The organism is Winogradskyella sp. SYSU M77433 (assembly GCF_029911945.1).
In the GTDB taxonomy this organism is placed as follows: domain Bacteria; phylum Bacteroidota; class Bacteroidia; order Flavobacteriales; family Flavobacteriaceae; genus Winogradskyella.
This window is the reverse complement of record NZ_JARYTG010000003.1, coordinates 275,921-302,639: the sequence shown is the minus strand read 5'-3', so window position 1 is coordinate 302,639 and position 26,719 is coordinate 275,921. Positions and strand designations below refer to the sequence as shown.

At 33.0% G+C, this 26,719-nt stretch carries 24 protein-coding genes; 16 read left to right on the top strand and 8 right to left on the bottom strand.

All coding sequences use genetic code 11. The features are described 5' to 3' along the window. Window positions 1-518: 518 nt before the first annotated feature. Together QGM60_RS07425 and QGM60_RS07420 are read right to left on the bottom strand one after the other, a co-directional pair. Complete coding sequence (locus QGM60_RS07425) at window positions 519-899, bottom strand: RidA family protein (protein ID WP_281139606.1); 381 nt, start codon at window positions 897-899, stop codon at window positions 519-521. A gap of 74 nt (window positions 900-973) precedes the next feature. Continuing rightward, window positions 974-3,685: a putative LPS assembly protein LptD gene (locus tag QGM60_RS07420; protein WP_281139605.1), complete on the bottom strand. Its 2,712-nt coding sequence runs from the start codon at window positions 3,683-3,685 to the stop codon at window positions 974-976. 159 nt (window positions 3,686-3,844) lie between these two features. Between QGM60_RS07420 and QGM60_RS07415 the strand changes: the two genes are divergently transcribed. The 16 genes from QGM60_RS07415 to bshA all read left to right on the top strand — a co-directional run bounded on the left by QGM60_RS07415 (window position 3,845) and on the right by bshA (window position 20,152). Next, on the top strand, window positions 3,845-4,960 hold the full coding sequence (locus tag QGM60_RS07415) for an N-acetylmuramoyl-L-alanine amidase (protein ID WP_281139604.1): 1,116 nt from the start codon (window positions 3,845-3,847) through the stop codon (window positions 4,958-4,960). Between the two features lie 54 nt (window positions 4,961-5,014). Further along, on the top strand, window positions 5,015-5,962 hold the full coding sequence (locus QGM60_RS07410) for an MlaD family protein (protein ID WP_281139603.1): 948 nt from the start codon (window positions 5,015-5,017) through the stop codon (window positions 5,960-5,962). Window positions 5,963-5,973: 11 nt separating this feature from the next. Further along, the gene (locus QGM60_RS07405) at window positions 5,974-7,287 is read left to right on the top strand and encodes a (Fe-S)-binding protein (RefSeq protein WP_281139602.1); all 1,314 of its coding nucleotides are present in this window, start codon (window positions 5,974-5,976) and stop codon (window positions 7,285-7,287) included. A gap of 3 nt (window positions 7,288-7,290) precedes the next feature. After that, a complete protein-coding gene (locus QGM60_RS07400) occupies window positions 7,291-8,073 on the top strand; it encodes a (Fe-S)-binding protein (protein WP_281139601.1) in 783 nt (260 codons plus the stop codon). Then, on the top strand, window positions 8,074-8,595 hold the full coding sequence (locus QGM60_RS07395; RefSeq protein ID WP_281139600.1) for a PH domain-containing protein: 522 nt from the start codon (window positions 8,074-8,076) through the stop codon (window positions 8,593-8,595). After that, entirely contained in the window at window positions 8,582-10,078 is a 1,497-nt protein-coding gene (locus tag QGM60_RS07390) for a PH domain-containing protein (protein ID WP_281139599.1), read from the top strand. Before QGM60_RS07395 ends, QGM60_RS07390 begins: the two co-directional genes overlap by 14 nt. Before the next feature lie 85 nt (window positions 10,079-10,163). Then, on the top strand, window positions 10,164-10,367 hold the full coding sequence (locus QGM60_RS07385; RefSeq protein ID WP_281139598.1) for a hypothetical protein: 204 nt from the start codon (window positions 10,164-10,166) through the stop codon (window positions 10,365-10,367). Beyond that, entirely contained in the window at window positions 10,367-10,852 is a 486-nt protein-coding gene (locus QGM60_RS07380; RefSeq protein WP_281139597.1) for an ABC transporter ATPase, read from the top strand. The genes QGM60_RS07385 and QGM60_RS07380 overlap by 1 nt, the downstream gene beginning before the upstream one ends. Before the next feature lie 140 nt (window positions 10,853-10,992). Beyond that, window positions 10,993-12,216 carry a phosphoserine phosphatase SerB gene (gene serB / locus QGM60_RS07375; protein WP_281139596.1) on the top strand — a complete coding sequence of 408 codons (1,224 nt, stop codon included), beginning with the start codon at window positions 10,993-10,995 and terminating at the stop codon, window positions 12,214-12,216. An 18-nt stretch (window positions 12,217-12,234) separates the two neighbouring features. Then, complete coding sequence (locus QGM60_RS07370) at window positions 12,235-12,696, top strand: hypothetical protein (RefSeq protein ID WP_281139595.1); 462 nt, start codon at window positions 12,235-12,237, stop codon at window positions 12,694-12,696. A gap of 86 nt (window positions 12,697-12,782) precedes the next feature. Further along, window positions 12,783-13,223 (top strand): thioredoxin family protein, encoded by a 441-nt coding sequence (locus tag QGM60_RS07365; RefSeq protein ID WP_281139594.1) that lies wholly within the window; start codon window positions 12,783-12,785, stop codon window positions 13,221-13,223. Between the two features lie 13 nt (window positions 13,224-13,236). Further along, window positions 13,237-14,196, top strand: coding sequence for an FAD:protein FMN transferase (locus QGM60_RS07360; protein ID WP_281139856.1), 960 nt, complete (start codon window positions 13,237-13,239; stop codon window positions 14,194-14,196). A 2-nt stretch (window positions 14,197-14,198) separates the two neighbouring features. Continuing rightward, window positions 14,199-14,408: a DUF4266 domain-containing protein gene (locus QGM60_RS07355; RefSeq protein WP_281139593.1), complete on the top strand. Its 210-nt coding sequence runs from the start codon at window positions 14,199-14,201 to the stop codon at window positions 14,406-14,408. Further along, window positions 14,371-15,819 (top strand): DUF3570 domain-containing protein, encoded by a 1,449-nt coding sequence (locus tag QGM60_RS07350; protein WP_281139592.1) that lies wholly within the window; start codon window positions 14,371-14,373, stop codon window positions 15,817-15,819. Before QGM60_RS07355 ends, QGM60_RS07350 begins: the two co-directional genes overlap by 38 nt. A 102-nt stretch (window positions 15,820-15,921) precedes the next feature. Further along, a complete protein-coding gene (locus tag QGM60_RS07345) occupies window positions 15,922-18,879 on the top strand; it encodes a glycoside hydrolase family 3 N-terminal domain-containing protein (RefSeq protein WP_281139591.1) in 2,958 nt (985 codons plus the stop codon). A 136-nt stretch (window positions 18,880-19,015) separates the two neighbouring features. Continuing rightward, complete coding sequence (bshA, locus tag QGM60_RS07340; RefSeq protein ID WP_281139590.1) at window positions 19,016-20,152, top strand: N-acetyl-alpha-D-glucosaminyl L-malate synthase BshA; 1,137 nt, start codon at window positions 19,016-19,018, stop codon at window positions 20,150-20,152. On the opposite strand, the gene QGM60_RS07335 is transcribed toward bshA, so the two are convergent. The 6 genes from QGM60_RS07335 to thrA all read right to left on the bottom strand — a co-directional run bounded on the left by QGM60_RS07335 (window position 20,149) and on the right by thrA (window position 26,458). Continuing rightward, window positions 20,149-20,499 (bottom strand): ribose-5-phosphate isomerase, encoded by a 351-nt coding sequence (locus tag QGM60_RS07335; protein ID WP_281139589.1) that lies wholly within the window; start codon window positions 20,497-20,499, stop codon window positions 20,149-20,151. The genes bshA and QGM60_RS07335 overlap by 4 nt on opposite strands. Then, window positions 20,500-20,892, bottom strand: a complete 393-nt coding sequence (locus tag QGM60_RS07330; protein WP_281139588.1) for a DUF1801 domain-containing protein — start codon at window positions 20,890-20,892, stop codon at window positions 20,500-20,502. Window positions 20,893-20,940: 48 nt separating this feature from the next. Further along, window positions 20,941-21,663 carry a phosphatase PAP2 family protein gene (locus tag QGM60_RS07325; protein WP_281139587.1) on the bottom strand — a complete coding sequence of 241 codons (723 nt, stop codon included), beginning with the start codon at window positions 21,661-21,663 and terminating at the stop codon, window positions 20,941-20,943. A gap of 98 nt (window positions 21,664-21,761) precedes the next feature. Further along, window positions 21,762-23,051, bottom strand: coding sequence for a threonine synthase (thrC, locus tag QGM60_RS07320; RefSeq protein WP_281139586.1), 1,290 nt, complete (start codon window positions 23,049-23,051; stop codon window positions 21,762-21,764). Further along, the gene (locus QGM60_RS07315; RefSeq protein ID WP_281139585.1) at window positions 23,048-23,977 is read right to left on the bottom strand and encodes a homoserine kinase; all 930 of its coding nucleotides are present in this window, start codon (window positions 23,975-23,977) and stop codon (window positions 23,048-23,050) included. Before QGM60_RS07315 ends, thrC begins: the two co-directional genes overlap by 4 nt. Window positions 23,978-23,992: 15 nt before the next feature. Further along, the gene (gene thrA, locus QGM60_RS07310; protein ID WP_281139584.1) at window positions 23,993-26,458 is read right to left on the bottom strand and encodes a bifunctional aspartate kinase/homoserine dehydrogenase I; all 2,466 of its coding nucleotides are present in this window, start codon (window positions 26,456-26,458) and stop codon (window positions 23,993-23,995) included. Between the last annotated feature and the right edge of the window lie 261 nt (window positions 26,459-26,719).

Below are 26,719 nucleotides of genomic sequence, written 5' to 3'. Positions count from 1 at the left end.
CGTAAGGCTTTCAATCTATATATACTATTGTTTTATTATTAGGTTACCGTCACTTCGAGTGGAATTCTGGAAGAATTTTGTATCGAGAAGTTATTAATGGTAACCAAATAGTTCTCGATACAATTTCTCATGCTACTTCGACAGGCTCAGCAGCCATTCGAAATCACTCGAACTGACGTAAGGCTTTCAATCTATATATACTATTGTTTTATTATTAGGTTACCGTCACTTCGAGTGGAATTCTGGAAGAATTTTGTATCAAGAAGTTATTAATGGTAACCAAATAGTTCTCGATACAATTTCTCATGCTACTTCGACAGGCTCAGCAGCCATTCGAAATCATTCGAACTGACGTAAGCCTTTCAATTTATATATGCTATTGTTTTATTATTAGGTTATCGTCATTTCGAGTGGAATTCTGGAAGAATTTTGTATCGAGAAGTTATTAATGGTAACCGAATAGTTCTCTATTCAATTTCTCACATTTATAAATAATCTGAACAGGTATATAATAAGAATTACAACGCCGCAATCATGCTAATTTCCACATTCACAAACTTAGGCAGGTTAGCCACTTCTACCGTTTCTCTGGCAGGAGCTGTATCTTCATTAAAATAGCTCCCATACACCTCATTGATTTGCGCAAAGTTGTTCATATCACTGATGAAAATTGAGGTTTTAATGACGTTGTCAAACGTCATGTCAGCAGCTTCTAAAACAGCTTTCATGTTTTCCATCACTTGTTTAGTCTCGGTTTTAATATCGTCTAAAACCAATTCCATAGTTTCAGGATTGAGAGCAATTTGCCCAGAGGTATATAAGGTATTTCCGCTTAAAACAGCTTGATTATAAGGTCCAATAGGAGCAGGTGCTTTTGTAGTGTTGATTATTTTTTTCATACTATGCTGAACTGTTTCTGTAAAACAGCATTTTTAAAGATTAAACAATAGGTAAATTTAAAAGAAAAATCGGATTAATTTCCAACACGTTGATCTGGTTGACGACGTTGATCGTACTTAAGATCTTTAAGTAGGTTAGAGGAAATCCCAATAAAGAAGTTCCAAGACGCTCTAGTACTAAAAGGTACCCAAGTAAAGTTCATTCTCCAGCTTAGAAGGTCACGCTCAAAACGTAATTGTGTATAAGTGAACCCTTGGTTTAAAAAGTCGTAACCAGACGAGGCACCTATTGTCCATCGAGGGGATAAATCTATGTCTCCTGAGAACATCAGAGAGTGCGAGGAAATCTCATTTTCTCTGCGTGTGTTGTTGTAGTTGGCAGCATAGGCTAGTCGTAAAGACCAAGGCATTTTATAATTGTACAGCTCGTTGTTTTCTTCTTCGTTTTCAGTTCTATCATCATCTGTGAGCCTCCTATCTGCAAAGTCTTCTGTTTTACCAAAGAGTCCGTCGGTTCTACCACCTGAGCGTGCTGCTTCTTGGGCTGAAGCTTTGTCTTTTTCAGATTCCGTACCAGAAAAACTATCATTAGATAACGTATAGCTCATATTGATATTAGCCGAAGTTAATCGGAATAAGCTTCCACCGTTATTGATGTTGTAGGTATTAATTACTCTATTGTTATTATCTAACGCATAAGGATTTAAAGTCATTCCGAAGTTAATACTCATTTTTTTATTTAAAATTTGAGTACCACCAGAAACTCTCACAGGACTCCAGTTTAGTGAGTCGGCAGCAAGGTTGTAAGATGTAGAAAAGTTTAAGTTGTTTAGGATGAAAACTTTTTCAGCTTCTGTTTTGGTTGAATCTTTAGAGCGTACTTTAGCTTCAATATTATTACCTATAGTAATACCCAAACTACTAGAGTAGCGGTTTCCTGGAACACCATAGAGAGAATTTTCAAAACGTGTGTATTCTTCGGTGGTTGTACCGTCAGCATCAATAACCTCATAAGTTTCGTAGTACTGATCGAATGCTGGACTTACAGAATAACTCAACGATGGTCTAATAACGTGCCTTATCGCTTGTATTTTTGGGTCTTTACCTTCACGTTGAAAATTGTACATACCGTATAATGTTGTACCAACACTAGCACCAAAATTATAAGTTAAAAAACGATCGAATCCATTTTGTTCAATATCGATGACTTCATCTTCTATAGGATCGTAGGTTTTTCTTATGGTTTTTAAAGTCCAAGTTTCCTCAAAATTCGCGCTTGTACTTACACTAAAATGGTCAAAGACTTTAAAGTTGGTCGTAACAGGAATACTGTGGCGCATACCAGTAACAGCATCATCAAACATTTCACTTTTTCCAAAAAGAGAATCCGTGGTATTAATGCGGTATTCAGCTCTACTATTCAGCTGAAAATTTATATTTTGAATAGCACCTTTCTTAGTTCCAGTTTTAGGTTCAAAAGGATAAATTCTACTCATAGAACCTTGAAAGGTTGGTAGAGTAAGATTGATAGCTTCTGTTCTTGTATTCTGCGAATGCGTAGCAGACATACTAATGTTTACTTGTGGCTCGCCTTGAAAGGATTTTGAATACGATACTGACGATGCTAAAGTATTATTCAAGAAGTTTGCTTGATTTAGCTGGTTTACCGATTGTTGGTAATATTGACTACTACCCAAGTTTACTGAAGCCGAAAAACGTGAACTAGGATTAGCTTTGGCATCTTGGCTATGTGACCATCTAATGTTATAAATTGTGTTTTTAGCAAAATCAGGGAAGCCACGTTCGCTAGTCAATAAGTTCTCATACCTAAAACTCATATTTCCACGAAACTTATAGCGGAGAGCATAATTACTTTCCATTCGTATACCATAACTACCATTGGTGTAATAGTCTCCTAGAACCGCTAAATCTACATAATCGCTAATAGCAAAATAGTAACCACCATTTTGTAAAAAGTAACCTCTGTCGTTACCAGTATCTTCACCAAACGAAGGAAAAATGATTCCAGATGTTTGCTTTTTAGACATTGGGAAAAATGCAAAAGGCATCACTAAAGGTGTCGGTACATCATAAATATACATTTGACTCAAGCCTGTAACCACCTTTTTATTAGGAACAATTTTGGCTTTATTCATCTTAATGTAGTATTCAGGATCATCTAAATTTTCAGAAGTAGTAAACTTACCATCCTTAATAAAGTATACTGAATCGTTTTCCTTTTTTGTGGTTTCGGCAATAATGGTTCCACCACTTTGTTCAGTAACCGAATTGTAAATAAGAGCCTTTTTTGTATCCGTATTAAAGATAATTGAATCGGGCTCTATAACATTGGCACCTTGTTTAAAAACGGGTTTTTGTGAGTAGCCTGTAGAGTCTTTTAATCGACCAGCATATACCAAGTTTTTACTGTAATCTATAACAATGATGCCCGATTTAATCTCCATATCTTGGTATAGAACTTCAGCTTCATTGTACATGTATATTTTCTGTTCCTTTTGGTTTATAGAAACATAATCTTTGGCCTTATAGGTTACAATATCTTTAAGGAAAGCATCTTTTTTAACCGAATCTTGATCTGTAGAATCCACCACTTTAGTGTTTTCAGGTAAATTTAGAACAGAGCCGATTGCAATATTTGTAGAGTCTGCTTTTTGCTTTGCAGGAATTGAAGTACTCTTTTTTGGTAATTCTTGTGCAAAGCTAAAAGTGTTGATAAACACTGTAAAACTCAGGGCAAAAAGTATGTGTAGACTATTTGTACGCAATCCTTTTAAATGTATTTTTGTAAAAGTATGGCTCGGTTTTTGAATCGCAAAAGTACAGATATTTTTTTGTGATTAATTTATTAAAATAATAAAGTTTAAAAATACAGTTTACTTAATAGCACGAGTAATAATCCGAGATTAAAAAACGTTAAATTCAATATGCAAACGACGCGTAAATATATAATAGTATTTCTAGTTTTTACATTTATCACTTCTTTAACATCTTTTGAAGGCTTAAATGCTCAAGATGATAAATTTGTAGTGGTTTTAGATGCTGGTCATGGTGGACATGATTCAGGGAATTTAGGAAATGGCTACAAAGAAAAAAACATTGCACTCAACGTAACCTTGCAAGTAGGGAAAGAGCTAGAAAAGGATAAAAACATCAAAGTGATTTATACTAGAAAAACCGATGTTTTTATAGAATTGCACGAGCGTGCCAATATAGCAAATAGGGAAGATGCAGACTTATTTGTATCTATACATTGTAATGCACACAGTTCTCAAGCTAGTGGTACAGAGACTTTTGTTTTAGGTGAAAAAAATACAGGACGAAATTTTGAGGTGGCCAAGCGTGAAAACGAAGTAATTTTTCTTGAGGAAAACTATAAAGAAAACTATTCAGGTTTTGATCCAAGTTCACCGGAATCTACTATTGCCATTGGTATAGAACAAGAGGTTTTTGTAGAGCAAAGTATTGTTTTAGCCAGAAAAATAGAAGACAATTTTATTAAAGATGCTAAACGAAAAAGTAGAGGATTAAAACAAGCAAGTCTACTAGTCATTAGAAACACCTACATGCCTAGTGTTTTGGTTGAAGTAGGATTTTTAACTAATAAAAGTGAAGGCGCTTATCTTAATACTAAAGCAGGTCAGTCTAAAATGGCAAATTCTATTAGAGATGCTATTATTTCATATAAAAAAGAACTAGACCAAAACGTTGGTGCGCATCTTTTTGATGTGGGAGTGCCAGAGGTTACTGAAGTAGAAACCAAGCCTATGATTGTTGAAGGAGTAATTTTTAAGGTACAGATTGCCGCAAGTTCTAACGAATTAGAGCCAAAATCTTATAACTTTAAAGGTCTTGAAAATATTTCCCGAGAAAAAGAAGGAACTATCTACAAATATTTTACAGGAAGTACATCAGATTATAACGAAGCCAAAACACTTCAAGATAAGGCGCAATCAGCAGGTTATCCCGATGCTTTTGTTGTGGCTTACAGAGATGGAAAAAATATTGATGTTTCCGAAGCGTTAAAATCTGCTTCTAATTAAAAACATTATTAATATATTTATTCCTAATTTTGTTTTTAATCAAACTATTGCCCATTGAAAGTCTCAAGAGAAGTCAAAGTAGCATTACTAGTTTTACTAGGGATTGCTTTATTTTTATATCTATTTACATTCTTAAAAGGAAAGAATATTTTTTCCGACAACAACACGTACTATACGCAATTCGACTATAATGCTTTAAGCCCTTCATCACCTGTAACTATAAAAGGTAATAAAATAGGTAAGGTAGAAGATATAAGTTATGATTACCAAACTGGTAAAACTATCGTTGAGTTTTCCGTAAATCCTAAATTAAAATTTTCAAAAAATAGTATTGCAAGATTATATCCAACAGGTCTTATGGGAGGCAATGCGCTTTCTATTGTAGATGCCAATGATGGAGATTTAGCAAAACCTGGAGATTATATTCAGTCGGAAGTAAAACAAGGTCTTATGTCATCTTTAGAAAGTAGTTTACCAAAGGTAACTTCTGGATTGGATGGAACTTTGGAGTCTACAGATACGCTGGTGAATAATCTAAATGCACTTTTACAAGATGATTCTGAGAAAGGGCTAAAAAATGCCATTGCAGAATTAAACACAACATTGAAATCTTTCGCAAGTACATCATATTCTGTTCAGGGTATGATAAAGAATAACGAAGAAAAAATTTCATCAATTCTCGATAATTTCGATAAAACCAGTAAAGATTTAAATGCATTAACTACGGAGCTTAAAGATGCTGGGCTTTCTAATACAATAGGTGAGTTAAATAAAACCATCAGCTCACTACAAAATTTATTAGCAACTATTGATAATGGTGAAGGTACTCTAGGAAAATTAATGAAAGATGAAGCGCTTTACGATAATTTAGAAGCAGCCTCTAAAGAATTACAATTATTACTTCTCGACATAAAGTTACATCCTGCAAGATACAGACGTATCCTCTCTAAAAAAGAGATTCCTTACGAGGAACCAACCGAGGAGCAAATAAATAATAATTAGACTGTTTTATTATGGACTACATTCCAAATATTCTTTTTGCAATAATACTAATAGCTGGTATTGGCTACTTTGCTCGTAATATCAAAAAACTCATCCGAAACATTAAGCTAGGAAAAGACGTTGATGTTAGTGATCATAAATCTGAACGTTGGAAAAACATGACACGTATTGCATTAGGGCAAAGCAAAATGGTAAAACGTCCTATTGCTGGTTTTCTTCATATTGTAGTATATGTTGGTTTTATTATTATAAATATTGAAGTTTTAGAAATCATTATCGATGGTATTTTTGGTACGCATCGTATAGGTCTTCAAGTCTTACCAACATCTGTTTATGGCTTTTTAATTGGTGCTTTTGAAGTTTTAGCAGTTCTAGTTTTAGTATCTGTAATTGTCTTTTGGATACGTAGAAATGTCATAAAACTAAAACGTTTTCTAAGTTCTGAAATGAAAGGCTGGCCAAAAAGTGATGGTAATATCATTCTTTATTTTGAAGTCGTCTTAATGTGTTTATTCTTAGTGATGAATGCTACAGATACTTCATTTCAGAGTATGGCTTCAGGGAATGTTATTTCTCAATTTATTTCACCATTATTTGAAGGTTTTTCAGAAGGAACACTTCATGCCATTGAGCGTACAGCTTGGTGGTTACATATTGTTGGAATTTTAGTATTCTTAAATTATTTATACTATTCTAAGCATTTACATATTTTATTGGCCTTTCCAAACACCTATTTTGGAAGTGTTGAGCCGAAAGGAAAATTCAATAATCTTGAAGCTGTTACAAACGAAGTAAAATTAATGATGGATCCAAACGCAGATCCATTTGCGGCTGCACCAGAAGGAGCAGAGGACGAAACTCCTGCAAAATTTGGAGCAAGTGATGTTATGGACTTAAGTCAGGTGCAATTACTAAGTGCATATACATGTACGGAGTGTGGTCGTTGTACATCGGCTTGTCCAGCAAATCTAACTGGTAAGAAGTTATCTCCAAGAAAAATCATGATGGATACACGTGATCGTTTGGAGGAAGTCGGAAAAAATATTGATGCCAATAATGGTGAATTCAAAGACGATGGCAAACAGCTTTTAGGAGATTATATTACTAACGAAGAGTTGTGGGCTTGTACTACTTGTAATGCATGTGTTGAGGAATGTCCTGTAAGTATTAATCCATTATCTATCATTTTAGAAATGCGTCGCTATTTGGTTATGGAGCAAAGTGCTGTGCCAATGGAGTTGAACAATATGATGACCAATATTGAAAACAATGGAGCACCATGGCCGTATAATCAAATGGATCGTTTAAACTGGGTAAATGAATAAATTATGAGCGAGGAACTAAAAGTGCCGACAATGGCAGATTATATGGCAGAAGGTAAACAACCAGAAATCTTATTCTGGGTTGGTTCTGCTGGTAGTTATGACGATAGAGCAAAAAAAATATCAAAGGCTTTTGTAAAGATTTTAAATAAAGCCAATGTAGATTTTGCTGTTTTAGGAGCAGAAGAAAGTAATACTGGTGATGTGGCTAAACGTGCAGGAAATGAGTTTTTATTTCAAATGCAAGCCATGATGAATATTGAAGTTCTTAATGGCTACGAAGTAAAGCGCATAGTGACTTGCGATCCACATTCATTTAATTGTCTAAAAAACGAGTATCCTAGTCTTGGAGGAAATTATGATGTTATTCACCACACACAGTTTATTCAAGAGTTAATAGAAAGCGGAAGATTAAAAGTCGAAGGGGACACTTATAAAGGTAAACGTATCACATTCCATGATCCTTGTTATTTAGGGCGCGCGAATAGTATTTACGATGCACCAAGAAATGTACTTAAAAGTACAAATGCAAATTTAACAGAAATGAAACGCCATAAAAACACGGCCTTATGCTGTGGAGCTGGTGGAGCTCAGATGTTTAAAGAACCTGAAAAAGGAAATAAAGATATCAATGTTTTAAGAACAGAAGATGCTTTAGAAACCCAACCAGATATTATAGCTACAGGTTGTCCATATTGTAATACAATGATGACGGACGGTGTTAAGGCCAAAGAAAAAGAAGGAGAGATTTCTGTTTTGGATATAGCAGAATTGATAGCGAATTCCTAAATGTCTTTTACCAATCAACAAATACAAATTGAAGATCTTCCAAAGATTGAAAATATAGAGTATAAAGCTGTTTCTAAGCGATACTTAACCATTCTTTTTATAAATGCATTTCTATTTTTTGGAGCTTTTATTGCGGCTGCAATTGCCATCAAAATCTTTGCTGTAGATGATAGTTCTTTTCATGACGTATTTTGGTATATTATTTTAGGAATAATACTATTACTGATTCTTCAAGTTGTAATTCTGAAGCTTGGATTTCAAAAACGAAAATATGCCCTAAGAGAAAAGGATATTATTTACTCCCAAGGTTTATTTAATAATAAAACAACCTCATTACCTTTTAATAGAATTCAACATATAGAAGTATCTCGAGGTTTATTGGAGCGTAAACTGAATATATCTACTCTAAAAATGTATTCTGCAGGAGAATCTGGAGGAGACATCTCTATTAAAGGACTACCTAAGGATGTTGCCGATGCTCAATACGCGTTTTTAACCAATATTATTAATGAGCGCTCATAGTTTTGACACACCTTCACGTCAATCAGCAAAAGGGATTATCGTAATTCTTGGTGTAAGTGCTTATAAATTTATTAGAGCTTCAATAATTCTAATTGTAGCTTTTTTACTAAAGTATTTCCAAGGTGATAAATCTATTGACCTAACGAACCCTATAGTTTTAGCTTCCTTAATAGGAGTGCCTTCAGTTTTGATTTTAATAGCAATACTTCGTTACAGAAATTTTGTCTTTCATGTTAGTAATGACTATTTCATTTTGAAAAAAGGTATACTAAAGAAAGAAGAGATATCAGTTTCAAAACGAAAAATTCAAAATGTTTACATCAAACAAAACTTGCTTCAGCAATTTATAAATGTGGTGTCACTTTCTATTGAAACTGCAGGTGATGACAAAACAGAAATTGAAATTATGGCTTTACCTCGTGATAAAGCTAAAGCTTTAAAAAGTTTGTTGTTATCAGATAGTAAAGTAGAGCAAGTAGAAGATGTAGAACAAGAAACTGACGACACGGTTTACTTTAAAGCATCCCTAAAACGTATAATTCTGGAAGGTATTAGTGAAAACCATTTAAAAAGTTTTATTCTGGTTTTTGGTTTCCTAATTGGTATATATAATGATGTCAAGGATTTTGTTGACCAACTTAGTATAAGCGACCAATTAGAGGAAACATTCAGCTTAGACAGCCAATCTTTAATGGGTTTGATACTGTTTAATGTTACCATTGTTGTAATACTTTCAATCATATCCTTTCTGTTTTCATTGGTTAAGGTTTTAATTCAAAATTTTGATTTAACCGTTACCAAAACAGAAAAAGGTATGGAAATTACCAAGGGCTTGTTTAATAAAATCAATCTAGGTTTAATAGCTTCGAGAATACAAACCACAACCGTTTCCACAAACCGTTTTAAAAAAGCTTTAGGCTTATACCAATTGGCATTTACACAAGCTATGGTGAATAAAAAACAGCGCCAAAAGTTTAATATTATTGCTTTGAGTTATACCCAAATTCATGAGCTGTTAGATAAATTTTATCCTCAAATAGCTTCGAATAACCAAAAACATAAACCACACAACTATTATATATACAGAGCCGCCTTTTTAAGTGTTATACCATTAGTAATCATAAATATTGGTTTAGCTTTTTTACCAACATCCTATTTGTTTTTGAATATACCCATAGTGCTATTCATTGGTTTTAGTATTTACTTTTCATACAAGAAAAAGTATTATAGTATTGATGATAAATATATCACTGTTGGAGGTGGAGGATTGATAGATTTAACCACAAGTTATTTAGAAATTTCAAAAATTCAAGCGGTATCCATTCGGCAGACTATTTTTCAAAAAAGAAGACAATTGGCAAGTGTGAAAATCTTTTCAGCTTCAAAATCACTAACTATTCCACAGATATATTTAGCAACTGCTAATGACATCAATAACTATTTATTGTATAAAGTAGAATCTGAGGACAAAGATTGGATGTAAATCTTTATTTTTGGGGTATATAAATATTATGTATTTGTAGCTAAAGTTTTATAGAGCTTACAGTAACAAAAGCCTTGTAAATCCTATGGAAAGAGAAAAATTGCCTTTAAATATTTTAATTAGAAACGGTATTCTTTTTGGGGTGTTTTTTGCAGTGATTATGGCTTTATTCGACTTTTTTAATCATAAACCATTTTCTGTAAAGCAGTTTATATTTTATGCCATTAGTTATGGTTTTTTTATGTCATTAGCCTTTAGATATAAATACACAAAGAAAAAAGAAGACTAATGTTAGTAGATTTTGATACATTACCAGATGAATCTCGCGTTTGGATTTACCAAGCCAATCGCTCTTTTTCCGAGGAAGAACTTATAGAATTAAACAAACAACTCGATACTTTTATAGAAGCTTGGACAGCACATGGTAAAGATTTAGAAGCAGGTTATAAAATTGTATACAAGCGTTTTATAATAATAGCTTTAAATCAAGATTTGAACAAAGCAACAGGCTGTTCTATAGATGCTTCAGTGCATTTTATTCAAGAACTAGAGAAACAGTATAATGTTGACCTCATGGATAAAATGAACGTATCTTTTAAACAAGGGGAGTTTGTTGCCTACAAGCCGTTATTAGACTTTAAAAAGATGGCGCAACAAAAAGCAGTTTCTAAAAACACCATAGTTTTTAATAATTTAGTAACCAACATTGCGGAATTCAAAGAAAATTGGGAAGTACCTGCAAGTGAAAGTTGGCATAGTCGATTCATTAAATAATTTTTTGAAACACTGATTTGTAAAATTCTTAGTGTTTAAAGTAAATAATTATAATATTCGCAAGCCTAATTATTTTCTTTTCTCAGATAGAATAGTCATTTTTACAACAACTTAATCGTCTTATAATCCATCAATTAATTGTGGCTACAGATATTTTCTTATTAAACATTTCAGGACAAGATAAACCAGGTTTAACTTCAGGATTAACAAGTGTTTTAGCAGAATATGGTGCTAAAATCCTAGACATTGGTCAAGCTAACATTCACGATACCCTATCTTTGGGAATGCTGTTTGAGATTAGTTCAGGGAAAAAATCTGCAGCTGTACTCAAGGATTTACTATTTAAATCTTATGAATTGGGCATTACGGCTAAGTTTACTCCAATTTCTGGTGAAGACTATGAAAAATGGGTAAATCTTCAAGGAAAGGATCGATATATTGTAACGATTTTAGGAGAAAAGCTCACGGCCGAACAAATTTCTGAGGTTACAAAAATCATTTCAGATAAAAATCTAAACATTGACTCCATAAAGCGCCTTACAGGAAGAACATCTTTGGTGAAGGAAGATGAATATCCTAGAGCATCTATTCAACTATCCATAAGAGGAAAAATTGACGATAAAGAAGCGTTTACGTCAAGATTCTTGGAAGTCTCTAAAACTTTAGATGTCGATATTGCTTTTCAGGAAGATTCCATGTTTAGACGCAATAGAAGATTGGTTTGTTTCGATATGGATTCTACACTTATACAAACTGAAGTTATTGATGAATTAGCAGATAGAGCAGGAGTGGGAGAAGAAGTTAAGGCCATTACAGAGTCTGCTATGCAAGGTGAAATAGATTTTAATGAAAGTTTTAGAAAACGTATGAAACTTTTAGAAGGTTTGAGTGAGGATGTACTACAAGACATTGCAGAAAATCTTCCAATAACTAAAGGCGCACAACGTCTAATAGATACCTTGCATTATTATGGCTATAAAACCGCAATTCTATCTGGTGGATTTACCTATTTCGGACACTATCTTCAAAAGAAATTAGATATTGATTACGTCTTTGCGAATCAATTAGAAATTGTTGATGGAAAACTTACAGGTGGTTACATTGGTGAAATTGTTGATGGTGCGAAAAAAGCAGAATACTTGCAAAAATTAGCTGATGATTTGGCTATTGATATCAGACAAACCATAGCCGTTGGTGATGGAGCAAATGATCTTCAAATGTTGAATTTAGCTGGATTAGGTATTGCTTTTCATGCTAAACCAAAAGTTAAGGACAATGCACAAAGCTCTATTTCTAGTATAGGTTTAGATGGTGTTCTATATTTATTAGGTTACCATGATAGGCATATTGATTTGGTTGATTAAAATCTTAAAATCAACATGATGAATAAACGTAGAAAAGTATCTGCAAGCATTGGTTTTAAGAAATACTTCTTGTCTTGGTTTATTTTGGTTGTCGTTTTTCTAATTACATCATATTTTAGTATTGGTAAATTTTGGAGTTATATAGCTTGGATTATCGGCTTTTTTGTGGCTGCTTTATATAGTTCTTTGAAAAAAGTTGAGTTCGATGAAGAAGGAGTGTTTTTTAATAATAAAAAATATAAATACAGTTCAATAATTGGTTTTAAATCATTTGAAATTAATAATAGACTATTTTATATTTTTAAAACAGACTCAAAAAACATATTAAAAAAATACCACTTCACTCAATTAGCTGGATTGAATTATTTTTCATTAGCTAAGACTTTGTTTTCAAAAAAGCGAGTTGAGGACTTACCAATATCTGAATTCTTATCTTTAATAGATGAAAAGTCTAACGTTAAAAAATATAAGAGTTTTTAGTTTTTTTAAAAGTTGAAAAGTGTAACATATATCACATAATTATTTATAAAAAATTACGTTATTTACAGGTATTAATCATTCTGTAAATGAAAAATCTATTCTCTTTCGTCGTGTTGGCAATGATGTTTTCGCTACAAAGCTTTTCGCAAGAATGGCAAACAGATTTCGATACTGCAAAAAAAATAGCTTCAGAACAACACAAAACTATTGTTTTAGTCTTTCAAGGTTCCGACTGGTGCGCTCCTTGTATTAAGCTAGACAAGGAAATCTGGAGTACTGAAGAGTTTCAAAAATTGGCAAAAGATAAATTTGTAATGCTTCAAGCTGATTTTCCTAGAAGAAAAAACAACAAGTTGTCAGAAGAACAACAGCAACATAACAACAAATTGGCCGAAAAGTATAATAACAACGGTTACTTTCCTTATGTGGTAGTTTTAGATGCTCAAGGAAATCAATTAGGGAGTTTAGGATACGAAAAATCCACACCAAAAGAATACTTCAATAAACTTTTAGCTTTTGAAAAGTAAGTTTCTATTATTAATGTGTTTTGTTAGTGCAGTTGGCTATAGTCAAAATGTATATAATAGAACATTGAAGCTAATGGGAAGTCGTTTTGATATAACAGTTGTAGCTAGTGATTCAATTCAAGGGAATAATTATATTGATAAAGCTATTGGTGAAATTAAAAGAATAGAAAGTTTAATTTCCTCTTGGGATGCTAAATCTCAAACTTCAAAAATTAATAGCGCTGCAGGCATTGAAGCGGTAGAGGTTGATAAAGAATTATTTCAATTAATAGAACGAGCTTTAAAAATTTCTAAATTAACAGAAGGAGCTTTTGATATCAGTTATGCTTCTATGGATAAAATATGGAAGTTCGATAGCTCTATGACTGAAATGCCTTCAGAGGAAAGTATTAAAAAGTCTGTTGAAAAAGTAGGTTATAAAAATATTGTGTTAGATGCTTCTAACTATTCTGTATATCTAAAACAAAAAGGTATGAAGATTGGCTTTGGAGCTATAGGAAAAGGTTATGCAGCTGATAAGGCTAAAGCTTTATTAATGAGCGAAGGTGTTGTTGCGGGAATTATAAATGCTTCTGGAGATTTAAATACTTGGGGAACACAGCCAGATGGTAAGGATTGGATGGTTGCCATTGTAAATCCTCTAAATAAAGAAAAAGTGTTTTCTTGGATGCCTGTAAAAAATAGTGCAGTAGTCACCTCAGGAAATTATGAAAAGTACATCAAGTTTGGTGATAAACTTTATACACATATTATAGATCCTAGAACAGGCTATCCAGCATATGGCATTTTAAGTGTAACCATTTTTACTGCAACTGCTGAATTAGCTGATGCTTTAGCAACATCAGTTTTTGTAATGGGAGTAGAAACAGGCCTAGATTTTATAAATCAACTTAAGGGAGTTGAATGTGTCATTGTAGATAAGGATAATAAAATTATTACTTCAAATAATATAGAATTAAAATCAACAAATTAATCATGAAAAAAATTGTTGTATTACTGTTAATAGCTTTTTTCTTTACATCTTGTAATGTTGTAAAGGAATATGAAAAAGTTAATTTAAATGATCCTGATATGACTTTAGCTCAAAAAAAATTGAAGCGTTTTTCTACAAGCTATCAAGTTTATAGAGAAGGAGCCTCAGGAGCTAATGGAGGAAAGTCTGGTGGTGGATGTGGTTGTAATTAATAAGTTATTACAGGTGAAAAAGCTCTCTTTAATACTATTGTTTTTTGTTGTGGCAATTACCAATGCGCAACAAGATTCTACTAAAGTCTATAAAAAGAAAGTGTTAGAAACTACTGAGGTAGATTTTCTAAGTACGTATTATTCTCAAGATGGTAATAATGCCTCGGTTACTGGAGGTGTAGGGACTGAAGAACTAACGGATTTAACAGGAACCATAGTAGTAAGCATACCTTTGAATGCAGATGATGTGTTAACTGTAGATGCTGGTTTTTCTGCGTATACCTCTGCGTCTTCTAGCAATACTAATCCTTTTGATTTATCTAATGGAAATAATTCTGGTAATAAAATAGGAAGTCCTTGGGTAGCTTCTTCCGGAGCTTCAGGTTCAGATGTTTGGTCTAATATTAATATAGATTATTCGCATAGTTCAGATGATAGAAATACTATTTGGAATGCTGACGCTTCCTTTGCTAATGAGTATGACTATAGTTCAATTGGTTTTGGTGGAGGTTTAACAAAATTATATAATGACAAAAATACCACTTTGGGCTTAAGTGCTAATGTATATTTAGATACCTGGAACCCTGTTTACCCAATAGAATTAAGATCGTATAGAGATACAAACGGAAATCTCAATCAGGGATTTTTTCAAGGTATAACTATTATGGATGAATCTGGTAACACATCAACAAATTGGAGTCCTCTTAATGGTTTCGAATCAATAGATAATAAATCCAGAAATTCTTATTCCGTATCGTTTAGTTTCTCACAAATTTTAAGCAAGAATTCACAATTCTCAATCTTTTTAGATGTAGTACAGCAACAAGGTTGGCTAGCTAACCCTTTACAAAGAGTTTATTTCTCTGACATTGACAACTATTATGTAGGAAATGCAGCAAGTATTCCTAATTATATGTCTGCGTCTAATAAAGATGTATTCATGTTGGCTGACGATATAGAAAGACTTCCTGATAGTAGATTAAAGTTACCATTTGGTTTTCGCTTCAATTATTACTTGAATGAAATGTTTGTCATTAGAACATATTACAGATACTATTTTGATGATTGGGGAATAAAATCCAACACATTTAATATTGAAGTTCCTATCAAAATTTCAGAGAAATTTACATTGTATCCTTCATATCGATTTTATAATCAAACAGCAGCAGACTATTTTGCACCATTTGATTCACACTTGTCAACGGAAGATTATTACACTTCTGACTATGACTTATCTAAATTTAACGCCAACCAATTTGGTTTTGGAATCAATTACACAGACATATTTACAAAAGCACATGTTTGGAAGTTTGGTTTGAAGAGTATAGATTTTCAATACAATAATTACAAGAGAAATACAGGCTTGTCCGCTAATTACTTTGGTATAGGGTTTAAATTCATAAAAGACTAGTTTTAGCTTCTATATAAATCTGTCTTAAAGCTTTTCTATTTTCTATTAAATATGCTATTTTGGCATAATATTCGTTGACCTATAAACGATAAAAGATTATACATGCGATATTTTGCCCTCATTCTTATATGTTCATTTTTTCAATTTAATTTCTCTCAAGAAATTATCAATAACCCTTTGCTTTCTGAAGATCCAATTCAACAGAAAAAATGGGTAGATAGCCTATATGGTTCAATGACCATTGAAGAGAAAATAGGTCAGTTGTTCATGGTTCAAGTGTTTTCTAATAAAGACAAAGCACATGAAGCTGAAATAGCAAAACTTATACAAAATCAACATATTGGTGGTTTAATTTACTCTAATGGTGGACCTGTAAGACAGGCTAAATTGAATAACGAATTGCAAGCAGCTTCAAAAATCCCACTTTTAATAGGTATGGATGCAGAATGGGGTTTAAGTATGCGCTTAGATTCTACCTATGCTTTTCCATGGAATATGACTTTAGGCGCAATTTCCAACGACAGTCTTGTGGAAGAAACAGGGCGTTTTATTGGTGAGCACTGTAAGCGATTAGGTGTGCATTTTAATTTTGCACCAGTTGTGGATATTAACACCAATCCTAAAAACCCAATTATTGGAAATCGCTCTTTTGGTGAAGATAGAGACAATGTTACAGCTAAAGCTTTAGCGTTTATGAAAGGTATGCAAAGTGCTGGTGTACTTGCCAATGCTAAGCATTTTCCAGGTCATGGAGATACAGAACAAGATTCTCATAAAACATTACCATCTGTATCTTTTAGTGAAAGTAGAATTGATTCTGTAGAACTTTATCCATACAGAGAACTTATAAAACAAGGCTTGTCTAGTGTAATGGTAGCACATCTTAGTGTACCAAGTTTAGAGTCGCGCAGAGATTTTCCATCGTCACTTTCTAAGCATATCGTCACTGATATTTTAAAAAACAGATTACAATTTAATGGTTTGATTTTTACTGATGCGCTCACAATGAAAGGAGCTGCAGATTATGTGGCAAAAGATGTTGATGGCTTAAGTAAAAAGACCTTGTCTGAAGGTGGTGAGATAGATTTAATGGCCTTTTTGGCAGGAAACGATGTGATGCTCATGTCTGAAGATCCTGAAAAAGGAGTTGCTAAATTTATAGAAGCATACAACAACGGTGTCATTACAGAAGAACGTTTGTCACATTCAGTGAAGAAAATTTTAATGGCAAAATATAAGGTAGGCTTAAATGATTATTCACCTGTTGGAATTTATAATTTAGAAAGCGATTTAAATCGTTTAAAAGATGATTTGCTTTACGAAAACCTAATGGAAAATGCCATTACTGTAGTTAAAAACAATGAAACATTACTTCCGCTAAGGGATTTAGAAACCAAGAAGATTGCCTATGTTACACTTGGTGACGATGACGGATCTGTGTTTTTAGAAGAATTAAAAAAGTACACTAAAGTTCACGAAATAAAGGCTGAGAAATTAGATGATTTAATCGAAAAATTACAAAACTATAATACTGTAGTTGTAGGCTTTCATAAGTCTAATGTCAATCCTTGGAAGTCTTATGAATTTTCACAAAAAGAAATGGCTTGGTTGTACGAGATTGCACGAACTAATACAGTTGTTTTAGATGTTTTTGCAAGACCTTATGCTTTAAATGATTTATTGACTATAGAAAATATAGAAAGTATTGTTGTTAGCTATCAGAATAGTAAAATATCTCAAGAAAAATCGGCTCAAATCATTTTTGGAGCCGTTGGTTCAAAAGGACATTTACCTGTAAGTGCTGGTCAATTTTTTCCTGTAGGTACAGGTGAAACATTTAATTCAATTTTGAATTTAAGTTACGGACTGCCTGAGCGTGTTGGTATGGATTCCGAATTACTTAAAAAGTTAGATTCTATTTCCAACTATGCCATCGATAATAAAATGACACCAGGTATTCAATTGTTGGTTGCCAGAAAGGGTAAAGTCATTTACAATAAAAATTTTGGTTATCATACTTATGAAAAAAAGAATAAAGTTGATTTTGATGATCTCTATGACGTAGCATCCTTAACTAAAATATTAGCAACATTACCTGTGGTAATGGAATTAGAGCAACAAGGATCTATTTCTTTAGATTCTAAGTTGGGTGACTTAATACCTGAGTATAAGAATTCTAACAAACGAAATGTTACTCTAAAAAAAATGTTGTCGCATTATGCGCAGTTAAAACCATGGATACCGTTTTATTATGCAACTTTAGATTCGGTTACAAAAAAACCTGATCCTAAATATTATAGGTCTAAAAAATCAAAAGAGTTTAGTGTAGAAGTAACTAACACACTTTTTATGAGAAATGATTATGTAGATTCTATCCAAAAAATAATTCGTGATACAGATTTGCTACCGTCATTACGTTACCGTTATAGTGATTTACCGTATTACATTCTTAAAAGTTATTTAGAGGGTTTTTATGATAAATCGTTGCAAGAAATTACTCAAGATAGGTTTTACAGATCATTGGGTGCCAACAACACAACCTACAATCCAAGAAAGAAATTCAGTTTAAAAGATATTGTTCCAACAGAAGAGGATGACTATTATCGTTACAAAAAAGTTCACGGTTATGTTCATGATATGGGAGCGGCTATGCAAGGTGGAATTGGTGGACATGCAGGTATTTTTAGCAATGCCAATGATGTTGCCAAGATTATGCAGATGTATTTACAAAGAGGGTTTTATGGTGGCAAACGTTATTTTAAAAGTGAAACCATAGACAAATTTAACACTTGTTACTTCTGTGAAAGTGATAACAGAAGAGGTATAGGTTTTGATAAGCCACAATTAGGTGAAGAAGGCCCAACTTGTGGTTGCATTTCTATGACAAGTTTTGGACATTCTGGATTTACAGGAACCTATGCTTGGGCAGATCCTGAAGAAGAAATAGTCTACGTCTTTTTAGCAAATAGAACTTATCCTCAAGCAGGAAAAAATCTTTTGTTACGCGAAAATATCAGAACTGAAATACAACGATTGATATACGAAGCTATAATAGAATAAACTTTTAAACTGTAAGGATTCTAAATTTCTACAGACTACTCTTGTCATACGTTAAAAAGTACTTAAAATTTTGAAGTGAGCTTAGTAGAAGCAGTAACTTTAAAATCTCAAAAAAGTAAGACACTTATATTTTATAATGAAAATAGGAATTGTTTGTTACCCAACATTTGGTGGTAGTGGAGTAGTAGCTACGGAATTAGGCTTAGAGTTATCAAAACGAGGTCATGAGATTCATTTTATAACCTATAAACAGCCAGTAAGATTAGAGTTGTTGAGTAACAATGTTCATTTTCATGAGGTTCACGTTCCAGAGTATCCTTTATTTCACTATCAACCCTATGAGCTTGCTTTGTCTAGTAAATTAGTAGATATGGTGAAGCTTCATGGCATTCAACTTTTACATGTACATTATGCTATTCCCCATGCTTATGCCGCTTATATGGCGCAGCAAATGTTGAAAGATGAAGGTATTCTTGTGCCTATAGTTACAACACTTCACGGAACGGATATTACTCTTGTGGGTAGTCACCCTTTTTATAAACCAGCGGTAACATTTAGTATCAATAAATCAGATGCAGTAACTTCGGTTTCAGAGAGTTTGAAATACGATACCAATCGTCTTTTCAATATTAAAAAAGATATTTACGTTGTGCCAAATTTTATTGATTTAGAAAAGCACAGAAATAATTTTACAGATTGCCAAAGAGGTATGATGGCAAGCGACCATGAGCGTATTGTGACGCACATTAGTAACTTTAGAAAGGTAAAACAAATTCCAGATGTTATAAAAATCTTTAATAACATTCAGAAGGAAGTGCCAGCTAAACTGATGATGGTTGGTGAAGGACCAGAAAGGGAAGCTGCAGAAAACCTAGTTGAAGAATTGGGGATTGAGGATAAGGTCATTTTCTTAGGAAATAGTAACGAGATTGATCGTATTCTGTGTTTTAGTGATTTGTTTTTATTACCATCTCAAACCGAAAGTTTTGGTTTAGCAGCTTTAGAGGCTATGGCAAGTGGTGTTCCTGTAATATCTACAAATACTGGTGGTTTACCAGAAGTTAATATAGATGGTTTTTCAGGTTATACTAGCGATGTTAGCGATGTTGAAGAAATGAGTGCCAATGCTATAAAGATTCTTTCAGATTTGAATGTTTTAGAAGCCTTTAAAGCGAATGCTAAAGAGCAGTCTAATAAGTTTGATCTTCATAACATAGTACCAATGTATGAAGCCATTTATGAGAAAACCTTGAATAAGTTTTTAGTGTCTTAATTATACCAAACAGCATAACGCTGTCTTCTCAATTCTAATGCGAGTTTTTCTTCAGCTTTTAGGGCTTCGGCTCTAGATGATATAGGTAAAATATGATTGTAAAGACTTGGGCGTAAATATGAACCATATTTTTCTACAATGTTAGAAGAAATTTTATAGCCTTTTTTGTTTCTGCGACCTGTTTTGTGTTGTAAAAATCGTTCTTTGGGAGTTTTACTGGTCATGCCTACATACAAACATTCTAAAACACCATTAAACTGAGGGTTGGCTGCTCTAAACTTTCCATTTTCTGTAAACACACGTTTTGAAAGTTCAACTACATATATGCGATATTCAACTTTAGGCATTTATTTTAGTCTTTCCAGTTTTCCTTTTCGCTTAACGATGTTTTTGTAATCCCATTGTATGATAATGGATTGTTCTAACCAATGTTTTAGTTTATTCTCATCAATCTCATTAACTGAATTGTAAAAGATAGAAGCATCCTTAAACTTTTCTCCTCTGACATTTAAATCATCGGCTCCAAAATCAGATCCACTCCAAAACATGAGTCTAATTCCTGCTTTTTGTTTGCTATAACCAACAATAGGATTGCCATCTAAAAACCAAACAGGATGCGCATGCCATATTTTAGATTCAGCATTTTTAAGAACATTATTGATAGAAAGCGCTAACAAATCACAAATAGTCTTATCACTTTGGGAAAGTTCGTTATAGTAATCTTGAATACTCTTAGACATTTATTTTACTAATTAATGGATCAAAATTTTGATATATTTATAACAATTTTAAAACGTCATAGACATACCTAAGCCAAAATTTTCGCCATTGTAATAAGGCATAACTACACCGTTGAGTTTTTCTTTCTCATTAAAGATAGTCTTTTTCAAAATGGGGTGTAACCAATAAGCAATTTTAGTGCTCAAAATACCTATACCAGCACCAGCAGCTACATCAGTTAACCAATGACGATCATTATACATTCTGAAAAAACCTGTTCCTGTGGCTATTAAATATCCAGAAATGCCATACCAAACAGAAACATCTCTATATTCTTGATAAAGAAATTCTGCTCCCATAAATGCTGTTGCTGTATGACCTGAAGGAAAAGAATTGGTAGATGAACCATCTGGTCTTTCTACATTACCAGTTGATTTTAAAATATTTACTGTAGAACCCATAATTAAATATGCTGTTCCAAGAATTATAGTTCTGTCTTTAAAATTATTTTTGCCTTTTATTCCGAAAGCATTGAGGCCATAAACCGTTAAAAATGGTGTGTATTGTGAAATATCATCAATTGTAAATTGATTGTCTATGTGCTCTCTTAATTCACTACTTGTACTATTATTTATGTTTTTTAAGGTATGACTTTCAAGTCCGATTACTCCATAACCGATTAATACGGTTGGTATTATTAACGATTTAGGTTTAAACTGTATCTGCTTTTTTTGTGTAGCTAATGTATCTTGTTCTTTTTTTTGTGCAGCAAGGTTTAAGCTTAAAAGCAATGTAAGGATTAAGAGAGCGAGATTCCTGATAAATGATTTCAAAATAAGCTTGAATGTATAGAAATAATAAGTGATGCTAACTTACAAAATTTGAAAAATTAAGAAAGCAAAAAGTTTTTTAATTCTTCATAATCACTAATAGATATAGCCTTCTTTTTCTTGTCCATAACAGCTTCAATTTGAGGTGGTAAATCAATGTTTTCTCTAATAGTATCCTCAACGATGTCTAAAAATTTGGTAGGATGAGCCGTTTCCAAAAACACCACATGTGCTTTATTGTTTTTTAAATAATCCTTTGCCCCTAAATAACCAACAGCTCCATGAGGGTCTGCAACGTAACTGTACTCATTGTAAAGCTCTAGCAATGCTTCTTTGGTCTCATCGTCGGTGTAACTATATGACGATAAATTGGATTTTAAACGTTCAAAATCATTATGATGTAACTCTTGAATTCTAATAAAATTGCTTGGATTACCCACATCCATGGCATTACTTATGGTTTGTACCGAAGCTTTAGGTGTATATGATTGGGTGTTCATGTAATTAACAACTGTATCGTTAGCGTTGTTAGAAGCTATAAAATGTTTTACTGGAAGTCCTAATTTCTGAGCAACCATACCAGCGCAAACATTCCCAAAATTGCCACTTGGTACTGAAAAAGCAATGTCTTTATATTTTGATTTTAACTGCTTATAAGCAAACATATAATAGAATAATTGCGGTAACCAGCGTGCTACGTTAATAGAGTTTGCTGATGTTAACTGCATTTTACTTGTCAATTCTTCATCTAAGAAAGCACGTTTTACCATGTCTTGGCAATCATCAAAAACACCATTTACTTCTAAAGCCGTTATATTTTTGCCTAGAGTAGTTAATTGCTTCTCTTGAATATCGCTTACTTTTCCACTTGGATAAAGAATAACAACATTAACGCCTTTTACTTTTAAAAAACCATTAGCTACAGCTCCACCAGTATCTCCAGAAGTTGCCACCAAAACGGTTACATCATTAGTGTTAGATGTATTAAAATAACCTAAACACCTTGCCATAAAACGGGCACCAACGTCTTTAAACGCCATGGTTGGTCCATGAAAAAGCTCTAATGTAGATATGTTTTCATTAATTTCTACTACAGGAAAATCAAAACTCAGCGTTTCTTCTATAATTTGTTTTAATTCTTCTTCAGGAATTTCTGGAAGGATAAATTGTTTAATAGCTTCAAAAGCAATCTCAGTATTGGATTTACTTTCAATAGTCTCAAAAAATGAAGACTCTAAAGGTATTATAGACTCAGGAAAATATAAACCTTTATCAGGAGCAAGACTTCTCACAACAGCGTCTGCAAATGTTGTGTTAGGGGCTTTTTTATTTAAAGAATAGTAGTTCATTTACTTAGCGTTTTTATGCCTTGAGTATTGATTTTTGAAACATAGGTTTCGAATTTTATAGCTGTTTTAGAGTAAATAGCTTTCATAGCATTTTCGACAGTTTTAGCTGTGGCTTCATTTTTACTCAAAGCGAAAATAGATGGTCCAGAGCCAGAAATAGCACAACCCAAAGCTCCAGCCTCTAAAACGGAATTCTTTACAGCGTCAAAATGAGGAATAAGTTGTTTTCTATAAGGTTCTATAACCACATCATTTAGTGCATTTTTGATTAGTTCATAATCAGAAGTGTGAAGCGCATGTACCAAACTACCAACATTAGCCCATTGCGTTATAGCATTTGCTAACGGCACTTCTTTTGGTAGAATGGCTCTCGCCTCAGAGGTTTTTATTTCGATTTGCGGATGAATTAGCGTTGCATATAAATCTGATGGAGTAGGGAGCTCTAAAATTTGAATGGGATTTACGCTTTTTACTAAAGTAAAACCACCAAAGATAGCTGGAGCCAAATTATCTGCATGTTCACACTGGCTTGCTAAAGCTTCCCCTTTCATAGCATAATAGGTAAGTTTAGCTTTATCTAAAGGTTGCCCGAGAAGTTCATTCATTCCGAAAACACTTCCAGCTGCACTAGCCGAACTACTACCAATACCACTTCCTGGTTTTATGTTTTTATAAATTTCAATTTCAAATCCGCAGTCTGGTTGTAGGTCGTTATACATGGCTAAAGCAGATACTCCAGCGACGTTCTTTTCGGCTTCAAAGGGTAAATCGTAACCCTCAATTTTTGTGATTTTAATACCTTTTTCATCTGTTTTTCTAATGACCATTTCGTCACCAATAGTATCGAGACAAAACCCTAGTACATCAAATCCACAGGCTACATTGGCTACAGTTGCAGGTGAGAAAATTTTAATTTCGTTGTTCATTTTCTATTCTGACCTTTAATTATTGGCAACTCTAATGATATCTGCAAATAAACCAGAAGCTGTAACATCAGCACCAGCACCAGCTCCTTTAATAATCATTGGTTGTTCCGGATAACGTTGTGTGTAAAACATTACAATATTGTCCTTTCCTTTAAGGTTATAAAATGGATGACCTTCAGGAATTTCCTTTAAGCCAACTTTAGCTTTGCCATTATCAAATTCGGCAACAAATTTTAGCTGACAATTTTTATCATTTGCTGATTTATATAAGTTTTGGTAGTAGGCTTCGTCATCCTTCAACGTATTGAAAAAATCATCTACAGTCTTAGCTTTCATAGCATTTTCTGTTAGGAAATTATCACTTTCTAAATCAGATAATTCAATAGAATGGCCACTTTCCCTAGCAAGAATCAGAACTTTTCTTGCAACATCAATACCACTTAAATCTATTCTTGGATCTGGTTCTGTGTAGCCTTCTTCTTGTGCTTGTTTTACAACATCATAGAAGGTTGTTTTGTCATTGAAATTATTGAAGATAAAATTCAAACTACCAGAAAGCACCGCCTGTATGGTATTGATTTTGTCACCAGAGGCAACTAAATGATTTAAAGTATCAATAACTGGTAAACCTGCACCAACATTGGTTTCAAATAAGAATGATGAGTTATATTTTCTTGACAATTCTTTCAACTCATTGTAATAGGCAATATCACCAGAACAAGCAATTTTGTTACAAGCTACAACAGAAATACTTTCTCTTAAATAGCCACCATAAACCTTTGCTACATCTTCATTTGCTGTGATATCTACAAAAACAGAATTCCTAAGATTGAGTCGTTTGGCATATTGAAAAAAGGTATACAAACTAGCTTCTTCTCCTTTTGCTAAATCCTCTTTCCAGTTTTTTAAGTTAATACCATCATCATTGATAAGCATAGTTCTAGAGTTAGAAAGCCCTATAATTCTAAGGTTTATTTTAAGGTTTTCTTTAACGTAGGATTTTTGCTGTTTTATCTGTTCGATAAGGCGTTCTCCAACATTTCCTACACCAGTAATAAATAAATTAACTTGTTTGGTTTTAATTTCAAAGAACTGTTCGTGTAAGCTGTTCAGTGCTTTTTTTACATCATTTTTATGAATAACTGCAGATATATTTCGTTCAGAAGCACCTTGCGCTATAGCTCTAATATTCACATTATTTTTACCAAGTGTACTGAACATTTTTCCACTAATACCTTGGTGACTCTTCATTTTGTCACCTATAACCGCGATAATAGATAAATCAGTTTCTACAACTATAGGATCTAATTTTTGAAGTGCAATTTCATATTCAAAAACAGTATCAATAACTTCTTTAGCGCGTTTGGCATCAACATCTGAAATACCAAAACAAATAGAATGTTCTGAAGACGATTGCGTGATAAGAATAATGTTTATTTTCTCCTGAGCTAAGGTTTCGAATAGTCGTTTGCTAAAGCCTGGAACACCGACCATTCCATTGCCTTGCAACGTAAGTAAGGCAATGTTGTCTATATTACTAATACCTTTTACAGGTGAGCCATTGGCTTTGATGTCTTCTGTAATTGTTGTTCCAGAAGCATCAGGATCCATAGTGTTTTTTATAACTATTGGAATTTTCCTTTTAAGTACAGGCATTACAGTTGGTGGATATAAAACTTTCGCCCCAAAATGAGATAATTCTACAGCTTCCTGATAAGAAAGTTCAACAATAGGCGCAGCTTGTTTTACAATTTTTGGATTGGTGGTAAACATACCACTAACATCGGTCCATATTTGTAATTCTTTCGCATTGATAGCAGCGGCAACTATTGCTGCCGTGTAATCTGAGCCACCACGACCTAAAGTCGTAATCTCATCGGTTATAGATTTTGAAATAAAACCTGGTAATAAAACAATGGAGTTGGTATTGTGACTGAAAAACGATTTGATGTTTGAATTGGTAATTTCAAAATTTACCGTAGCATTGTTGAAATTATTATCTGTAATAATTAATTCTTGAGAATTTTTTAAGAAAACATCAGAATTTCTAGATTTCAGTGTGTGAAATATTATAGAGGAAGATAAAGATTCACCAAAGCTCAGAAGTTTGTCTTTAGTTTTTGGAGATAACTCATTGATAAGATAAACACCATCTAAAAGGTTTCTAAGGTTATTAAGTTTTTCAGTGATGAGTTCTTGTAATTCCTCTTGCGCTTCTTTTAATTCTTTAGAAGTATTTAAAAAAAGACCTTCAATAACCTTATTGTGAATAGACCAGATTTTATTGTATTTCTCAATGTAATCTTTATTACTGCTACAGGCTAAATTTGCAGCTTCTAATAATTTATCTGTTACAACACCAACAGCAGAAACTACCACGGCAATGTTTGAGTCTTTAGATTGTTGATCTAAAATTGAAATAACTTTATTTATATTTTCGGCTGAACCTACAGATGTTCCACCAAATTTGAGAACTTTCATGTTTTTTGAATATGTAAATTAACTTAGGATAAAATGTCAATGCAGACAAATGGGAACGGAAGAATATATTATAAATTACCCCAAGGGGTAATCATCGTAGAAAAAATAGACATAGAAATAGCAGCACACATAATGCACATTGTATTTTCTGATATGTTGATTTTTTTCTTCATTACTATTCAAATGTATTATTTTTACAACAATAAAAAAACAATTCATTCCTTTTTAGGGAATTAGTAAAATAGAGCTATTTATTTTATT